The sequence below is a fragment of the Rhodospirillales bacterium genome (assembly GCA_016699855.1).
Taxonomy (GTDB): domain Bacteria; phylum Pseudomonadota; class Alphaproteobacteria; order Reyranellales; family Reyranellaceae.
In genome coordinates this window covers 709,340-723,578 of record CP064988.1, presented here as the reverse complement: position 1 = coordinate 723,578, position 14,239 = coordinate 709,340, and the positions used below count along the sequence as shown (strand labels likewise).

The 14,239-nt window shown below is 68.9% G+C and carries 12 protein-coding genes and 1 pseudogene; 3 read left to right on the top strand and 10 right to left on the bottom strand.

The features are described from left to right. Positions 1–38: 38 nt before the first annotated feature. Positions 39–2,003, bottom strand: coding sequence for a biotin/lipoyl-binding protein (locus tag IPK81_03465; protein QQS13323.1), 1,965 nt, complete (start codon positions 2,001–2,003; stop codon positions 39–41). 110 nt (positions 2,004–2,113) lie between these two features. Between IPK81_03465 and IPK81_03460 the strand changes: the two genes are divergently transcribed. Next, complete coding sequence (locus IPK81_03460) at positions 2,114–2,443, top strand: antibiotic biosynthesis monooxygenase (GenBank protein QQS13322.1); 330 nt, start codon at positions 2,114–2,116, stop codon at positions 2,441–2,443. Between the two features lie 37 nt (positions 2,444–2,480). On the opposite strand, the gene IPK81_03455 is transcribed toward IPK81_03460, so the two are convergent. The 5 genes and pseudogenes from IPK81_03455 to IPK81_03435 all read right to left on the bottom strand — a co-directional run bounded on the left by IPK81_03455 (position 2,481) and on the right by IPK81_03435 (position 8,561). Continuing rightward, positions 2,481–3,299, bottom strand: coding sequence for an enoyl-CoA hydratase/isomerase family protein (locus tag IPK81_03455; GenBank protein ID QQS13321.1), 819 nt, complete (start codon positions 3,297–3,299; stop codon positions 2,481–2,483). A gap of 31 nt (positions 3,300–3,330) precedes the next feature. Further along, entirely contained in the window at positions 3,331–4,491 is a 1,161-nt protein-coding gene (locus tag IPK81_03450) for an acyl-CoA dehydrogenase family protein (GenBank protein ID QQS13320.1), read from the bottom strand. Positions 4,492–4,514: 23 nt separating this feature from the next. Beyond that, positions 4,515–5,675, bottom strand: a complete 1,161-nt coding sequence (locus tag IPK81_03445) for an acyl-CoA dehydrogenase family protein (protein ID QQS13319.1) — start codon at positions 5,673–5,675, stop codon at positions 4,515–4,517. A gap of 208 nt (positions 5,676–5,883) precedes the next feature. Further along, positions 5,884–7,499: pseudogene (locus IPK81_03440) on the bottom strand (acyl-CoA carboxylase subunit beta). A 198-nt stretch (positions 7,500–7,697) separates the two neighbouring features. Beyond that, positions 7,698–8,561 carry an SDR family oxidoreductase gene (locus IPK81_03435; GenBank protein QQS13318.1) on the bottom strand — a complete coding sequence of 288 codons (864 nt, stop codon included), beginning with the start codon at positions 8,559–8,561 and terminating at the stop codon, positions 7,698–7,700. Positions 8,562–8,758: 197 nt separating this feature from the next. Here IPK81_03435 and IPK81_03430 point away from each other — a divergent pair, with 197 nt between their 5' ends. Then, on the top strand, positions 8,759–9,055 hold the full coding sequence (locus IPK81_03430) for an SCP2 sterol-binding domain-containing protein (GenBank protein QQS13317.1): 297 nt from the start codon (positions 8,759–8,761) through the stop codon (positions 9,053–9,055). Positions 9,056–9,140: 85 nt separating this feature from the next. Here the strand turns inward: IPK81_03430 and IPK81_03425 are convergent, their stop codons facing one another. The 3 genes from IPK81_03425 to IPK81_03415 all read right to left on the bottom strand — a co-directional run bounded on the left by IPK81_03425 (position 9,141) and on the right by IPK81_03415 (position 11,886). Continuing rightward, positions 9,141–10,649: a hypothetical protein gene (locus tag IPK81_03425; GenBank protein ID QQS13316.1), complete on the bottom strand. Its 1,509-nt coding sequence runs from the start codon at positions 10,647–10,649 to the stop codon at positions 9,141–9,143. A gap of 13 nt (positions 10,650–10,662) precedes the next feature. Beyond that, complete coding sequence (locus tag IPK81_03420) at positions 10,663–11,073, bottom strand: hypothetical protein (protein QQS13315.1); 411 nt, start codon at positions 11,071–11,073, stop codon at positions 10,663–10,665. Positions 11,074–11,247: 174 nt separating this feature from the next. Next, positions 11,248–11,886, bottom strand: coding sequence for a CGNR zinc finger domain-containing protein (locus IPK81_03415; GenBank protein ID QQS13314.1), 639 nt, complete (start codon positions 11,884–11,886; stop codon positions 11,248–11,250). A gap of 115 nt (positions 11,887–12,001) precedes the next feature. Here IPK81_03415 and IPK81_03410 point away from each other — a divergent pair, with 115 nt between their 5' ends. Beyond that, complete coding sequence (locus tag IPK81_03410; GenBank protein ID QQS13313.1) at positions 12,002–12,379, top strand: VOC family protein; 378 nt, start codon at positions 12,002–12,004, stop codon at positions 12,377–12,379. A 752-nt stretch (positions 12,380–13,131) separates the two neighbouring features. Here the strand turns inward: IPK81_03410 and IPK81_03405 are convergent. Further along, a complete protein-coding gene (locus IPK81_03405) occupies positions 13,132–14,211 on the bottom strand; it encodes an LLM class flavin-dependent oxidoreductase (GenBank protein ID QQS13312.1) in 1,080 nt (359 codons plus the stop codon). Positions 14,212–14,239: the final 28 nt, after the last annotated feature.

Sequence of the window (14,239 nt, the reverse complement as noted above, 5' to 3'; positions counted from 1 at the left end):
CGTCGTTCCGTGCTCGCCGCGATCGCGTACGCCGGCCCCTATGATGCCGCCATGGTCGCGAGCACGGTGCGGGCGGAGACCTGGTCGCCTTCCTTGACCGGCAGCGTCGCGACCGTGCCGGCGGCGGCGGCGCGGATCTGGTGCTGCATCTTCATCGCCTCGAGCACCAGGATGGTCTGGCCCTTTTCGACGGCGTCGCCCGAGGCGACGCGGATCGCCACGATGCGGCCGTCCATCGGCGCGCGCAGCGTGCCGTCCCCTGCGCCGGCCGCGCCGCGGACGGGTTCGTGCGTGGCGTCGGCGAAGCGGACCGCGAGCCCGCCGATCTCGGCCAGCCAACCGCCGTCATGCGCCAGCAGCTGGGCCGGCCGTCGGACCCCGTCGATCCGGACATGGCCGGCGATGTCGGCCCGGCCGTCGAGCCTGACCAGCATCGCGCGTCCGTCGAGCTGGACGTCGAGGCCACCGTCCGCGCGCGGCTCGACGCGCAGCTCGCGCACCGTCTCGCCGTGACGCAGGCGCAGGATGGACGGCTCCGGATTGGAATTGCGCCACCCGCTCAAAAGGGTGCCGGCGCGGTCGCGGCCACGGCGCCAGATCGCCGCCGCCACGAGCGCCCAATGCGCGTCTTCCGGCGCCGGCGGCGCCAGAGCCTCGGTCGGGAAGCGCTCGCCGATGAACGCCGTCGTGGCACCGCCGTCGGCGAACACCGCGTCGCGCAGGACACGCACGAGGAAATGCTTGTTGGTCACCGGACCGAGGACGACCGTGTCCTCCAGCGCCATGGCCAGTTTGCGGCGCGCCTCGGCGCGGTCGGCGCCATGCGCGATCACCTTGGCGATCATCGGATCGTAGAAGGGCGAGATCACCTGTCCGTCGCGGATGCCGTGATCGACGCGCAGTCCCGGCCCGGCGGCGGGCCGCCACGCGGCGACGGTGCCGGTCTGCGGCAGGAAGCCGGCGTAGGGATCCTCGGCGTAGAGCCGGACCTCGATGGCGTGGCCGTCGAAGCGTACCTCGTCCTGCCGCAGAGGCAGATGGCCGCCGGCGGCGACGCGGAGCTGCCACGCGACGAGGTCCTGCCCCGTGATCGCCTCGGTGACGGGATGCTCGACCTGGAGGCGGGTGTTCATCTCGAGGAAGTAGAAGGCGCCGTCGCCGGCCAGCAGGAACTCGACCGTTCCCGCGCCGCGGTAGCCGATGGCGCGCGCCGCCGCGACCGCCGCCGCGCCCATGCGCGCGCGCAGGTCGGCCGAGACCGCCGGCGACGGCGCCTCCTCGACCACCTTCTGGTGCCGCCGTTGCACGGAACAGTCGCGCTCGCCGAGATGGATCACCGCGCCGTGCGAATCGGCGAACACCTGGATCTCGACGTGGCGGGCGTCGACCACGGCCTTCTCGAGGATCAGCTCGCCTGAGCCGAAGGCGTTGACCGCCTCGTCGCGGGCCATGCGGATCGCGTCGGCCAGATCGGGTTCTGCGGCCACCAGCCGCATGCCGCGGCCGCCGCCGCCCGCCGCCGCCTTGACCATGACCGGCAAACCGATACGCATCGCCTCGGCGCGCAGCGTCGCGTCATCCTGGCCGGCGCCCTGGTACCCCGGCACGCAAGGAACGCCGGCGGCGATCATCAGGCGCTTGGCGGCGGCCTTGTTGCCCATCGCGTCGATCGCGTCGGCCGGCGGCCCGATGAAGACCAGGCCGGCCTCGGCGCAGGCGCGCGCGAAGCCGGCGTTCTCCGACAGGAAGCCGTAGCCGGGATGGACCGCGTCGGCGCCGGTGGCGCGCGCCGCGGCGACCAGCTTGGCCGCGTCGAGATAGGTGTCGGCGGCGAGGTCGCCGCCGAGCGCCACGGCCTCGTCGCAGGAATCGACGTGCAGCGCGGCCGCGTCGGCGTCGGAATGGACCGCGACGGTGCGGTAGCCCAGCGCGCGCGCCGTGCGCGCCACACGGCACGCGATCTCGCCGCGGTTGGCGATGAGGATCTTGGTGAAGGCCATCATCCTGCTCCGGTTCCGCTGATGGCGGATGCGGGGCGCGCTTCGGCCGCGGCCGAAGCGTTCGACGTCGCCCGCCCTCTAGAAGGCCGTCGTCCAACCACATGGAGACGCCGATGCCCACGCCCGCCAACGCAAATCCGCCGGTCGCCGGCACCGTCGCCCTCGCGGTCACCTGGGAGGCGCGGCCGGGCGAGGCCGACGCCGTCGCCGACGTGCTGCGCCGCATGGCCGAGGCGGTGCGCGCCGAGCCGGGCACGCTGCTGTTCCGCCCACACCGTTCGCCCGACAACGACCATGTCTTCTTCCTCTACGAGCTGTTTGTCGACGAGCGGGCTTTCGCGGCGCACCAGGACACCGCGCATTTCAAGGCGCTGGTGCTGGGCGAGGGCGTGCCGCGGTTGGCGCGCCGCGAGCGGCTGCCGTTCGCGCCGCTGCCCGCGTAGGCGTTCCCCGGCCGCGTGGAGCGTGGTGGTCACGCCGCTACTCGACCGCCCATTTCGGTGGGCGCTTCTCGGCGAAGGCGCGCAGGCCCTCGGCCGCCTCCGGGCTGCGCCGCGCCATCGCGAAGCAGTCGGCGGCGAAGTCCAGCGTCGTGGCCAGCGGCTCGGAGCCGACCCGCATCACGATGGCCTTGGTCAGCGCGTTGGCCAGCGGTGCGCAGCGGTCGATCTGCTTGAGGACCTCCTCGAGCTTGGCGTCGAGCGCGGCGGTGTCCTTGACCACGTAGTGGCCGATGCCGATGCGCACGGCCTCGGCGCCCTTGAAGCGCGCCGCCGTCAGCGCGAGGTGCCGAGTCTGGGGCACGCCGATGCGGGCCGCCACGAACGGCGCGATCTGCGCCGGCACGATGCCGATGGCGGTCTCGCTCATGGCGAAGCCGCAATCCTCGGTGACGATGGCGATGTCGCTGACGCAGACGATGCCGAAGCCGCCGGCGATGGCGTAGCCCTCGACGGCCGCGACCACGGTCTGTCGGGCGTTGTTCACCATCTCGAGGAAGGTGCCGTACTGGCGGTTGCCGGTCGCCACGGGATCCTTCGCGCCCGGCTTCGGCGCCTCGCCGAGGCTCGATTCCATGTTGCGCAGATCGGCGCCGGCGCAGAACGCGCCGCCGGCGCCACGCAGGACCACCGTCTTGATGTCGGTCCGCTGCTTGAGCGTGGTGAACACCTCGGTCAGCTCGCCGATCAGAGTCGGGTTGAGCGCGTTCTTGACCTGCGGGCGGTTGAGCGTGACGTGCAGGCGCGAACGGTCGCGCCGGACGATGAGCGCCTCGTAGGCGGTGCGGAATTCGGCCATCGGTGTCTCTCCACGCGTCGGGGGCGGCCGGTCAGCGGTTGCCGAGCCGGGGCAGGGTTCCCATCATCTTGCTGATGATCTGGAGCATGACCTCGTCGGCGCCGCCGCCGATCGAGGCCAGCCGCGAGTCCCGGAACGCGCGCGCGGTCGGCGACTCCCAGAGGTAGCCGGCGCCGCCCCAGTACTGCAGGCAGCCATCGGTGACGACGCGCATCATGCGTCCAGCCTTGAGCTTGGCCATCGACGCCAGCAGCGTGACGTCGGCGCCGTCGACGTACTCCTCGCAGGCCCGGTAGCACAGCGAGCGCACCAGCTCGATCTCGGTCTTGAGTTCGGCCAGCCGGAAATGGATCACCTGGTTGTCGAGCAGCGGCTTGCCGAAGACCTTGCGCCCGCGCGTGTACTCGATGGTCTGGTCGATGAGGCGCTCCATGCCGACCACGGCGCTGATCGCGCCCCACAGCCGCTCCTCCTGGAACTGCTGCATCTGGTAGGTGAAGCCCATGCCCTCCTGGCCGACGAGGTTGCGCACCGGGACCTTCACGCCGTCGAAGAAGATCTGCGCGGTGTCGGAGCTGCGCATGCCGAGCTTGTCGAGCTTCTGGACGACCTGAACGCCCTTCGTCTTCATGGGCACGCAGATCATCGATTTGTTCTTGTGCGCCGGCCCGTCGCCGGTGTTGGCGAGCAGGCATATCCAGTCGGCCTGCGTGCCGTTGGTGGTCCACATCTTGCCGCCGTCGATGACGTAGTCGCCGCCGACGCGGCGCGCCATCGTCTTGAGCGACGCGACATCCGAACCGGCGCCGACCTCGGAGACGCCGAGGCAGGCGACGAAGTCGCCGCTGATCGACGGCGCCAGGAACTCGCGGCGCAGATCGTCGCTGCCGAACCGCGCCAGCGCCGGCGTCGCCATGTCGGTCTGCACCCCGATCGCCATCGGCACCGAGCCGCAGTTGATGTGGCCCAGCTCCTCGGCCATCGCCATGGCGTAGGAGTAGTCGAGCCCCATGCCGCCGAACGCCACCGGCTTGTGGATGCCCAGCAGGCCGGCGTCGCCCAGCTTCTTGAACACCTCGTGCGCCGGGAAGATCCCGTCCTCCTCCCACTGGTCGACGTGCGGATTGATGTCGCGGTCGATGATCGTCCGCAGCGTGCGGCGGATCTGGTCGTGCTCGGTGGTGAACTGCATGGCCGGCTCCTTCGCCGCTTCCGTCAATGCTTCGCGGGCTTGGGCAGCGTGCCCATGGTCTTGGCGATGATCTGCAACATGACCTCGTCGGCGCCGCCGCCGATCGAACCCAGCCGGCCGTCGCGGTAGGACCGCGCCACGGGGTTGTCCCACATGTAGCCGGCGCCGCCCCAGTACTGCAGGCAGGCGTCGGAGACCTCGCGCCGCAGGCGGCCGGCCTTGAGCTTCGCCATCGACGCCAGCAGGGTCGCGTCCTCGCCGGCGAGATGGATCTCGCAAGCGCGGTGGACCAGGGAGCGCAGCGCCTCGACCTCGCTCATCAGCTCGGCCAGCCGGAAGTGGATGACCTGGTTGTCGAGCAGCGGCCGGCCGAACACCTTGCGCTCGCGCGTGTACTCGATGGTCGCGTTGATGATGCGCTCGCAGCCGGCCAGCGTGCCGGCGCCGGCCCACAGACGCTCCTCCTGGAACTGGCGCATCTGGTAGACGAAGCCCATGCCGGGCTGGCCGATGGTGTTGCGCACGGGCACCCGCACGTCGTCGAAGAAGATCTGGGCGGTGTCCGAGGCCCGCATGCCCAGCTTGTTCAGCTTCCTGGCGATCTGCACGCCCTTGGTCTTCATCGGCACGCAGATCAGCGATTTGTTCTGGTGGACGGGACCGTCGCCGGTGTTGGCCAGCAGGCATATCCAGTCGGCTTGCGTGCCGTTGGTGGTCCACATCTTGCCGCCGTTGATGACCCAGTCGCCGCCCTCGCGCCGCGCGGTGGTCTTGATCGAGGCCACGTCCGAGCCGGCGCCGACCTCGGAGACGCCGAGGCAGGCGACGAAATCGCCGCTGATCGACGGCGCCAGGAACTCGCGACGCAGGTCGTCGCTGCCGAAGCGCGCCAGCGCCGGCGTCGCCATCGAGATCTGCACGCCCACCGCCATCGGCACCGAGCCGCCGTTCACCCAGCCGAGCGACTCCGAGCAGATCATGGCGTAGGAGAAGTCCAGCCCGGCGCCGCCGAACTCGACCGGCTTGTCGACGCCCAGCAGGCCGGCGTCGCCGAGCTTCTTGAACAGCTCGTGCGCGGGGAACACGCCGGCGCGCTCCCACTCGTCCATGTGCGGATTGATCTCGCGGTCGATGATGGTGCGCCATGTGCGGCGCAACGCCTCGTGCTCGGGAGTGAACTTCATCGGCCGTTCCTCGGTTGAATATCTTCCCTTCTCCCCCGTCAGCGAGGGAGAAGGTGCCCCGTAGGGGCGGATGAGGGGCTTCGCTGGACTTTCAATGCGCACCTCGCTCGATCTGTGACCGTGAAGCCCCTCATCCGGCGCTTCGCGCCACCTTCTCCCCTCCTTCGAGGGGAGAAGGGAAAGGACACGCCGCTCGCGGTCATCCGCCTCACATCCGCGCCACGCCGAACGTGCTGGCGCGAAGCGTCCGCACAGCCGATTCGCGCGCGATCGACAGCGTGTATGCGAGCACCCGCCGCGTGTCGCGCGGATCGATCAATCCGTCGTCCCACAGGTGGGCGGTGCTGTAGAGCGCCGTCGACTCGCGGTCGAACTGCTCGACGATGCCCTTGTACATCTTCTCGATCTGCTCGCGCGGCGGCTCGGTGCCCTCGCGCAGGTGCTTCTGCTCGGTGACGATCTTCATCACCGTCGCGGCCTGCTCGCCGCCCATCACGGCGGTCCGGCTGTTGGGCCACGCGAAGATGAAGCGCGGGTCGTAGGCGCGGCCGCACATGCCGTAGTTGCCGGCCCCGAAGCTGCCGCCGATCACGATGGTGATCTGCGGCACCGTGGCGTTGGCGACCGCCTGGATCATCTTGGAGCCGTGCTTGACGATGCCGCCCTTCTCCGACTCCGTGCCGACCATGTAGCCGGTGGTGTTCTGAAGGTAGACGATCGGCGTCCTGGACTGGCAGCAGAGCTGGATGAACTGCGCCGCCTTGGTCGCGCCCTTCACGGTGATCGGGCCGTTGTTGCCGATGAAGGCGACGGGCTCCCCTTCGATCGCCCCCAGCCGCAGATCGTCTGCTGGTCGTAGAGCGCCTTGAACTCGAGGAATTCCGAGCCGTCGGCGACCCGCGCGACCACCTCGCGCACGTCGTAGGGCTGGCGGTAGTCCGGCGGCACGACGCCGCAGAGCTCGTCGATATCGTACAGGGGCTCGCGGAACGGCCTGTCGCGGCGCGGCGGGATGTGGTCGTTCCAGTGCCACTGGCGCACGACCTCGCGCGCCAGGCGGATGCCGTCCGCGTCGTTCTCGGCCATCCATTCGGACACGCCCGACACGACGCTGTGCATCTCCGCGCCGCCGAGGTCCTCGTCGGTGGCGATCTCGCCGGTCGCGGCCTTGAGCAACGGCGGGCCGGCGAGGAACACCTTGGCCTGGTTGCGCACCATGATGACGTAGTCGCTGAGTCCGGGCAGGTAGGCGCCGCCGGCGGTCGAGGAACCGTGCACCACCGTCACCTGGGGGATTCCCATCGCCGACATGCGCGCCTGGTTCGCGAAGCCGCGGCCGCCGGGCACGAAGATCTCGGACTGGTAGAGCAGGTTGGCGCCGCCGGACTCCACCAGGTTGATCACCGGCAGCTTGTTTTCCATCACGATCTGCTGCGTGCGCTGGCCCTTGCGCTGGCCGGCGGGCGCGATCGTGCCGCCCTTGACGGCGCTGTTGGTCGCCGACACCACGCAGCGCACGCCCTCGACGTAGCCGATGCCGACGATGTTGCCGCCGCCGGCGCTCGAGCCGTCGCGGTCGTCGTGCATCTTGTAGCCGGCCAGCCCCATCAGTTCGAGGAACGGCGCGCCGGGGTCGAGCAGCAAGGAGACGCGCTCGCGCGGCATCAGCTGCTTGCGCTGCCGGAACCGCGGCCGCGCCTTTTCGGCGATGGCGTGCACGGCGCGCTCGGCGGCGCGGAACGCCTCGATCGCCGCCAGCATCCCCTCGCGGTTGCCCCGGTACTCCTCGGAGCGGGTGTCGATCTGTGTTTCGATGACGGGCATGGTTCTCGGATCAGGTCCTGATCTTCCTTGTCCCCCTGAAGTAGGGGAGAAGGTGGCGCGTTGCGCCGGATGACGGCCTTCGCGGTGCAAGCGCGCGATTGGTGCGGGACGGCGTGGTGTGGAAGCCGCTCAGCCGGCCGACGGGCACCTTCTCCCGCTCTTCAGGGGGAGAAGGGAAGACGTGCGCGGCTCCGAGCATCATCCCCCCAGCACCTTGGGGATGATGGTGCGGTGGAAGCCGTGGTACGCCTCGGTGCCGCGGCCGTCGGGCAGGGGAATGTTGCGGGTCCCCAACGGCACGCCGCCGTCGATCCGGAAATTGAGGCCGGTGACGAAGCCCGCCGCCTCGCTCATCAGGAAGCACACCGCCGCCGAGACCTCGCTCTCGGTGCCGAGCCGGCGCACCGGCACGTGGTTCTTCAGCAGGGGGATGGCGCGCTTGAACTCGCCCTCGTAGGTGTCCATGCCGGACGACGCGATCCAGCCCGGCGACACCGTGTTCACGCGCACGCCCGCGTGGCCCCACTCGAAGGCCAGCGTCATCGCGAGGTTCTCGGTGCCCGAGCGCGCGGCGCCGGAATGCACCATGCCGGGCATGCCGTTGCGCATGTCCGCCGACATGAACACGATCGATCCGCCGTGGTCGCGCATCGATTGGAGGTAGACCTCGCGCGCCACCAGGAAACCGCCGGTGAGGTTGTTGCGCACGACGGCGTCGAAGCCGCGCTGGCTGATCGCCTCGGCCGGGGCTGGGAACTGGCCGCCGGCGTTGTTGAACAGTCCGTGGACGCGGCCGCGCTCGGCGACGATGGCGGCGATTGCGTCCTTGACCGGCTGCTCCTCGCGGATGTCGAAGGCCTGGAACGAGCATGCGCCGCCATCGGCCTCGATCTCCGCCTTCACCGCCTCGAGCTTCTCGGTCTTGCGCCCGGTGATCACGACATGCGCGCCCAGCGCCGCCATCTCGTGCGCGGCGCAGCGGCCCAGACCGCTGCCGCCACCGGTCACCATCATGGTCTGGCCGGCGAAGATGCCCGGACGCAGCACCGACCGGTAAGGCATCGATCTCCCCCTCGTGCTCTTCGTTCGTTCGACACTAGGCCGCGTGCCATCGAGCGTAAACGCCTGTTCACGCGCGCGTCCGGTTCATAATTGACGTTTACGTAAAGGTCAATCATGGTTCGGCCGCCGTTGTGAACCACGCCGCCGCCCGTCATTCTGCGGGCCGGGGCGCCATCCAATCGAACAGGGAGACGGACATGACCCTCGCGGAACTGACCGAGAAGATGAAGGCCGGCGCCGGCAGCAAGAGCGCGTTCGGCAACACGGTGAAGTTCGCCACGCCGGAAGGCGCGATCTTCATCGACGGCAAGAGCACCCCGGTAGCCGTCAGCAACGACGACAACGCCGCCGACTGCACCATCAAGATGTCGCTCTCGGATCTCGTCGACATGGTCGGCGGCAAGCTCGACGGCATGACCGCGTTCATGACCGGCAAGCTCAAGATCGAGGGCGACATGGGCGTCGCCATGAAGCTGCAGAGCATCCTTCGCTGAGGCGGCGGACCGCCGTCCTCGTCTCGCGCAAGGGGTCCCGCGAGGGACCCCTTTCCCGTGTTCGCGATTCGGACGCTGCTCCGATCTAGAAGCGGGCGCCAAACGACAACGTTACCGTTTCGACTCGCTGGAGGGTGTCCTCGACGCGACCGTTTTTGTACTCGAGCCGGATCGCCAAATGCTCGTTGTCGGGGAACAGATATGTCGCGCCGACGCGGAACAGCGAGTAGTGGTTGAGCTTGCCGGCGACACCCTCGAGATACCGGTAGCTTGCATCGAGCTCGAACTGGTCGAAGAAGCTGGGACGACCCTCGATCCGGTCCGCCCGAACGACGACCCCGATCTCGCCGCCGAGGCGGACGTAGGTGCTGTTGGCGCGGAGCTGCGCGTTGTGGTTGGAGTCGAATACCTTCCCCGCCTGTCCGAGCACTATGGGTACGAGCATCGCGTTCAGGCCGAGAGCGGAAATCGGCCCCGGCTGCCCGACATAGTTCGCGAGCCCGCCGATCGCGTCCGGTGAGAACAGGAAACCCGGCGACCACGTCGCTTTCACAGTTCCGATCTGCGTCTTGGCTCGTCCGTCGGTGATGAATCCGGGCGAGAGAGTGACGTGGTCAAACGCCCCCCAGCCAGCCACGAACTTGTAGTCCGCGATGAAACCGCCGCCGAGCTTGTCGACGCGCTTCTGGCGCTCGTTCGTGAGGAAGCGCTCGACCTGGACGTACGGTGTCACCCAGAAGAACTGGTTTCCGTCGTCGACTAGCTTCCCTTCGTCGTCGTGCTTCTTCCATTTCTGCCATTTGAATGAGTAACCGGCGAACGCCTCGACATTGTAGGTTGTCAGGTTCTTGCGGCGGTCGGATTCCATGTTTACGCCGGCAATCTTGATTCCGAGCAGGTCGCCCGGCTTTCCGGTCCGCTCGCGGAAAAGGTCCTCGCGCTTGCCGGCGAGGCGGAAGCCGCGGGGTTCGTCGGGAATCCACAGTTGCCGCTGGGCGATCCGCCGCGCGGTTTCGGCCTCCTGCGCGGCCTTCGCCGCATCCGCCTTGGCGACGTCGGCGCGCTGACGGGAGAATGTATCCGTCAAGCGGGAGTTCCTGCACTCGATGTCCAGCGCCGGTCCACGGGGGTCGATCAGCGCTGTGATCGTCATCGTTCCGCCCGGCGTGTTCGGCGTGGCGCGCACGATGTAGCCGTTGGCGGCGCCGTTCGACGCCAGTATCTCCTGGAGGGCCAGCCAGGCGTTCGTCTGGTTGTCATCGTCGGCCCCGGAGCAACGGCCCTTGGCGATGGTTGAGCAGTAGCTCAACGAGCTGTAGGCCTTCGTGATCTCCTCGGCGCTCATCGACCAATCGCCGTTGACGTCGATCGCGCGGAACGAGAGCGAGCGGTTCTTGAGCAACCACCCGAGCAGCTTGCTCTTGTCGATCCAATAGCGCTCAGGCGTCGTGCCCGTACGCGCGACGCATATCGCGCTTTGCGGGATGGTCTCGCCGGCGGCCGGCGCCGGTTGCGACGCTGCGGCGGCGGGGAGGAATGCGATCACCGCGGCAGCGACGATCGCGTGGATCGAACCGGCAAATGCCTTTGTCATCGCGTGTCTCGCGCTACGACGTCACGACGTCGTGGAGGATCTCCGCGTGCGTCTTCGACAGGGGAGCCGATAGCGTCCTCAGATCGAAGGTGAGATTCGAGTCCCAAATGATCTGTCCACCCGAGACCGTGGCGAGTTGCTGGCCGACAACGTCGAGCGTGGCGCTCCAGGCCTGACCGGGGGGCACGACGCCCAGACCACCCGCGTTCCGCGGCTTGGTCGGCACGAGGCTCCAGCTGAATGGAAGGCCGGGGTGACGGGCGGCGATCGCGCCGACGATCGCCACGGATACGAGTTGCGCGACCTGCTCGGGCGTGAGGTTCGCCTTAAGAGCCGCAGACGCTCTGACGGCAGTCGCAGTGAGTCCAGCGCGCTTAGCGCCGACGGATGTGGCCTTCTTCGCCTTCGCTGCTGCCTTGGTCATCTTGAAGCCTCCTCTCGCCGGGTTGGTCGCGCTTACATGCCGTCGCACTTGCGTCGGATGTGGCGCCGAATCCCAGCGTAGAGGCGTGGACGACCTGAGTGTGTGAACCGGATCACGTCGCGAGTACGAATAACCGCGGGGTACGCCAGCCATGCAAGGCGCGCGGTGGCGCCGCTACGGCGCCGCGCGCTTCTTCTTCGCGTAGTGGCGGTGGGCTTTGGCGCGGTTGCCGCAGGCGCTCATCGAGCACCAGCGGCGCGTGCCGCCCTTGCTCTCGTCGAGGAACAACCACAGGCATTTGTCGTTGGCGCAGCGCCGGACGCGGTCGAGCCGCGGGCCGGTCAGCAGATCGCCGGCCGACCACAGCACCGGCGCCAGCAGCGAGGCGGCGTCGGGTGTCGGCGCGGGAAGTTCCCAGACATAGGCGCCATCGGCGATCCGCAGATTGGCGCGCGCCGGCGCGGCGGCCAGCGCGCGGTTGAGGCGGTCGAGAGCGTCGGGCGCCGGCGCGCGTGCGGCGGCCGCGTCGCTGAACACGGTGAAGATCGATTCGCGCAGCGCCACGGCCTCGTCGAACGCCGCGCCGGCGCGTTCGGGGTGGTCGCGCCACCATGCGCGCAACGCCACGTCGGCGGCCTCGTCGAGCGTCCCCATCGATCGGCACCAGGCGACCACATCGTCGATCCCGTGCAGCGATTCCGTCGACGGTTGCGTGCCGCGCCAGTAGCGCGTGTCGGCGAATTCCAGACACAGATCGGCCCGGCTGGCTGGGACCAGCCGTGTACCTGACGCGGAGGGCGATGTGGACATCATCCCCAGATACTAACCGGCATGACGGTTGACAAGGGAATTGCGTTTATATAACTATATAACCAGTTATAGAGTTAGTAAGCATTCTCCCTTTGATTTCAACGAAATGGGGATCTCTATGTTCGACCATGTGTCCATCGGCGTGCGTGACATCGCGCGCGCCAAGAAGTTCTACGACGCCGCCCTGAAGCCGCTCGGCTACACCTGTCTGAGCGAGAGCGAGGGATCGCTGGGCTACGGCCGGGACGGCGTCGCGCTGTGGATCGGCGCCAGCGAGGCGCCAGTGCCGGCGGACATGCGCTCCGGCCTGCATTTCTGCTTCACCGCGCCCACCCGCAAGGCGGTCGATTCGTTCCACGCCGCGGGGCTGAAGACCGGCGGCAGCGACAACGGCAAGCCGGGTCTGCGCAAGGACTACAGCCCGACGTACTACGCGGCCTTCGTCATCGATCCCGACGGCTACCGGGTCGAGGCGTATTGCGGCGTCGCGGCGTAGTCGGCGGCGACGCTCGCCTCGTCGAACGCTTTCGCCGACGCGCTGTCGGCGGCCGGTCCGGTCGCCGACAGGGGCGCCAGGACGGACCGCCACGTCTCGCTGATCGGCCCGTGGGCGCTCGAAGTTACGGAGTTCGGCGAGGACGTCGCCACATTGCGCTGTCCCGGCGAGTGGCACTTCAGCTAGGCGCAGGAGGGCCGCGCCATCCAGGACGTGTGGATCGTGCCGTCGCGCGCCAGCTAGGCGCAGGAGGGCCGCGCCATCCAGGACGTGTGGATCGTGCCGTCGCGCGCCAGCTAGGCGCAGGAGGGCCGCGCCATCCAGGACGTGTGGATCGTGCCGTCGCGCGCCAGCTAGGCGCAGGAGGGCCGCGCCATCCAGGACGTGTGGATCGTGCCGTCGCGCGCCGCCGGCCGCCACGCCGGCGTCGCGCACGCGGGCCGCTACGGCACGACGTTGCGCGCCGACGATCCGGCATCGGACACGTGGCGTATCCAATGGACGGAGCCGGTGACCGGCCTGCATTTCACGCAGATCGGCCACCGCGAACGTGATCGCATCGTCCAGAACGGACGCTGCCCCCGGGCATTCAGATCCGCTGGAGCTACAACGACATCGCGCCGGACTGCATCGTCTGGCGCAGCGAGACGTCGCCGGACGACGGCGCGACTTGACAGATGAACACCGAGTTCACGGCGGCGCGTGTGGTCGCGGCCTAGCATGCCGCGCGGCGCCGCCCGCTCGTGGCGAGTCTAGGCCGCGCGTTTGCGGCGCATCGACGGGGAGTAACCGGGGCAGATCTCCTCGGCGAAGCGCGTCATCATGCGCTGGCGCAGCTCGATCGGCGTCCCGGGCGTGGCGCAGGACACCATGAAATAGTCGAAACCCAGCGCCGCCAGCGCGTCGATGCGCTTGCGGATCGTGGCCGGCGAGCCGACGAGGTTCGAGGCCATGAACGGGCCCAGCTGGGCGGGGTCGGTGAGCTTGCGCAGATTGGCGAACATCCGGTTGAACTCCTGGTACTCCGGAATGCCGTCCCACGGGTTGTCGTCGGCCTCGTAGTGGTCGGCCTGCAGCGCGAAGTAGGGCGGGTAGTACTTGCGGCCCAGGGCCTGCGCCTCCTCGTCGGTGTCGGCGATGAACATCTTCACCGAGATCGGCAGGATCGCGCCCTCGGCGCGGGCGCCGGCGCGGCCGCGCCAGCGCTCGAGGATCTGGGTCAGCAGGCGGTCAGGGAAGGTCGACAGGCAGATCGGCGGCACGCCGAGATCGCCCATGATCTCGGCCGACGCGGCGCTGCCGATGGCGCCGTAGAAGCGCACCTTCTTGCCGACCGGCTCGGGCCGCAGGGTCAGCGGCCGCTCGATCTTCCAGAACCTGCCGTCGTGCGTGAACGGCGCGCCGGACAGACCCTTCTCGACGATGCGGTAGCACTCCGCGAAGCGCGCGCGGGCCTCGTTCATGTCGACGTTGAAGGCGTCGTACTCCATCTTCGCCGTGCCGCGGCCGATGCCGAGATGCAGCGTGCCCCGCGTCATGGCGTTGAGCATCGCGATCTCCTCCGCCAGCCGCAGCGGGTGGTACCACGGCAGCACAAGCACCGAGGTGCCCAGCGACAGGTCGGGGAAGGCGGCGGCGATGTGGGCCATGAACAGCAGCGGGCTGGGCGTCGGGTAGTAGTCGCTGAAATGGTGCTCCAGCAGCCATGCCGCGTCGTAGCCGAGCCTATGGCCGAGCGCGCAGTCGTCCATCACCTCGCGGTAGAGGACGTGGTCGGGCTTGCGGACGTCGCTGGCCGGCGCCGCCTGGAATCCGAACGCGATATCGTGCATGCTCGCCTCCCCTTCTTGTAGGCGGCGG

What these genes read in the sequence shown, in the direction of transcription:
- IPK81_03465 (QQS13323.1), bottom strand. Translation starts at nt 2,003, where the DNA reads ATGATGGCCTTCACCAAGATCCTCATCGCCAACCGCGGCGAGATCGCG.
- IPK81_03460 (QQS13322.1), top strand. Translation starts at nt 2,114, where the DNA reads ATGCCCACGCCCGCCAACGCAAATCCGCCGGTCGCCGGCACCGTCGCC.
- IPK81_03455 (QQS13321.1), bottom strand. Translation starts at nt 3,299, where the DNA reads ATGGCCGAATTCCGCACCGCCTACGAGGCGCTCATCGTCCGGCGCGAC.
- IPK81_03450 (QQS13320.1), bottom strand. Translation starts at nt 4,491, where the DNA reads ATGCAGTTCACCACCGAGCACGACCAGATCCGCCGCACGCTGCGGACG.
- IPK81_03445 (QQS13319.1), bottom strand. Translation starts at nt 5,675, where the DNA reads ATGAAGTTCACTCCCGAGCACGAGGCGTTGCGCCGCACATGGCGCACC.
- IPK81_03435 (QQS13318.1), bottom strand. Translation starts at nt 8,561, where the DNA reads ATGCCTTACCGGTCGGTGCTGCGTCCGGGCATCTTCGCCGGCCAGACC.
- IPK81_03430 (QQS13317.1), top strand. Translation starts at nt 8,759, where the DNA reads ATGACCCTCGCGGAACTGACCGAGAAGATGAAGGCCGGCGCCGGCAGC.
- IPK81_03425 (QQS13316.1), bottom strand. Translation starts at nt 10,649, where the DNA reads ATGACAAAGGCATTTGCCGGTTCGATCCACGCGATCGTCGCTGCCGCG.
- IPK81_03420 (QQS13315.1), bottom strand. Translation starts at nt 11,073, where the DNA reads ATGACCAAGGCAGCAGCGAAGGCGAAGAAGGCCACATCCGTCGGCGCT.
- IPK81_03415 (QQS13314.1), bottom strand. Translation starts at nt 11,886, where the DNA reads ATGATGTCCACATCGCCCTCCGCGTCAGGTACACGGCTGGTCCCAGCC.
- IPK81_03410 (QQS13313.1), top strand. Translation starts at nt 12,002, where the DNA reads ATGTTCGACCATGTGTCCATCGGCGTGCGTGACATCGCGCGCGCCAAG.
- IPK81_03405 (QQS13312.1), bottom strand. Translation starts at nt 14,211, where the DNA reads ATGCACGATATCGCGTTCGGATTCCAGGCGGCGCCGGCCAGCGACGTC.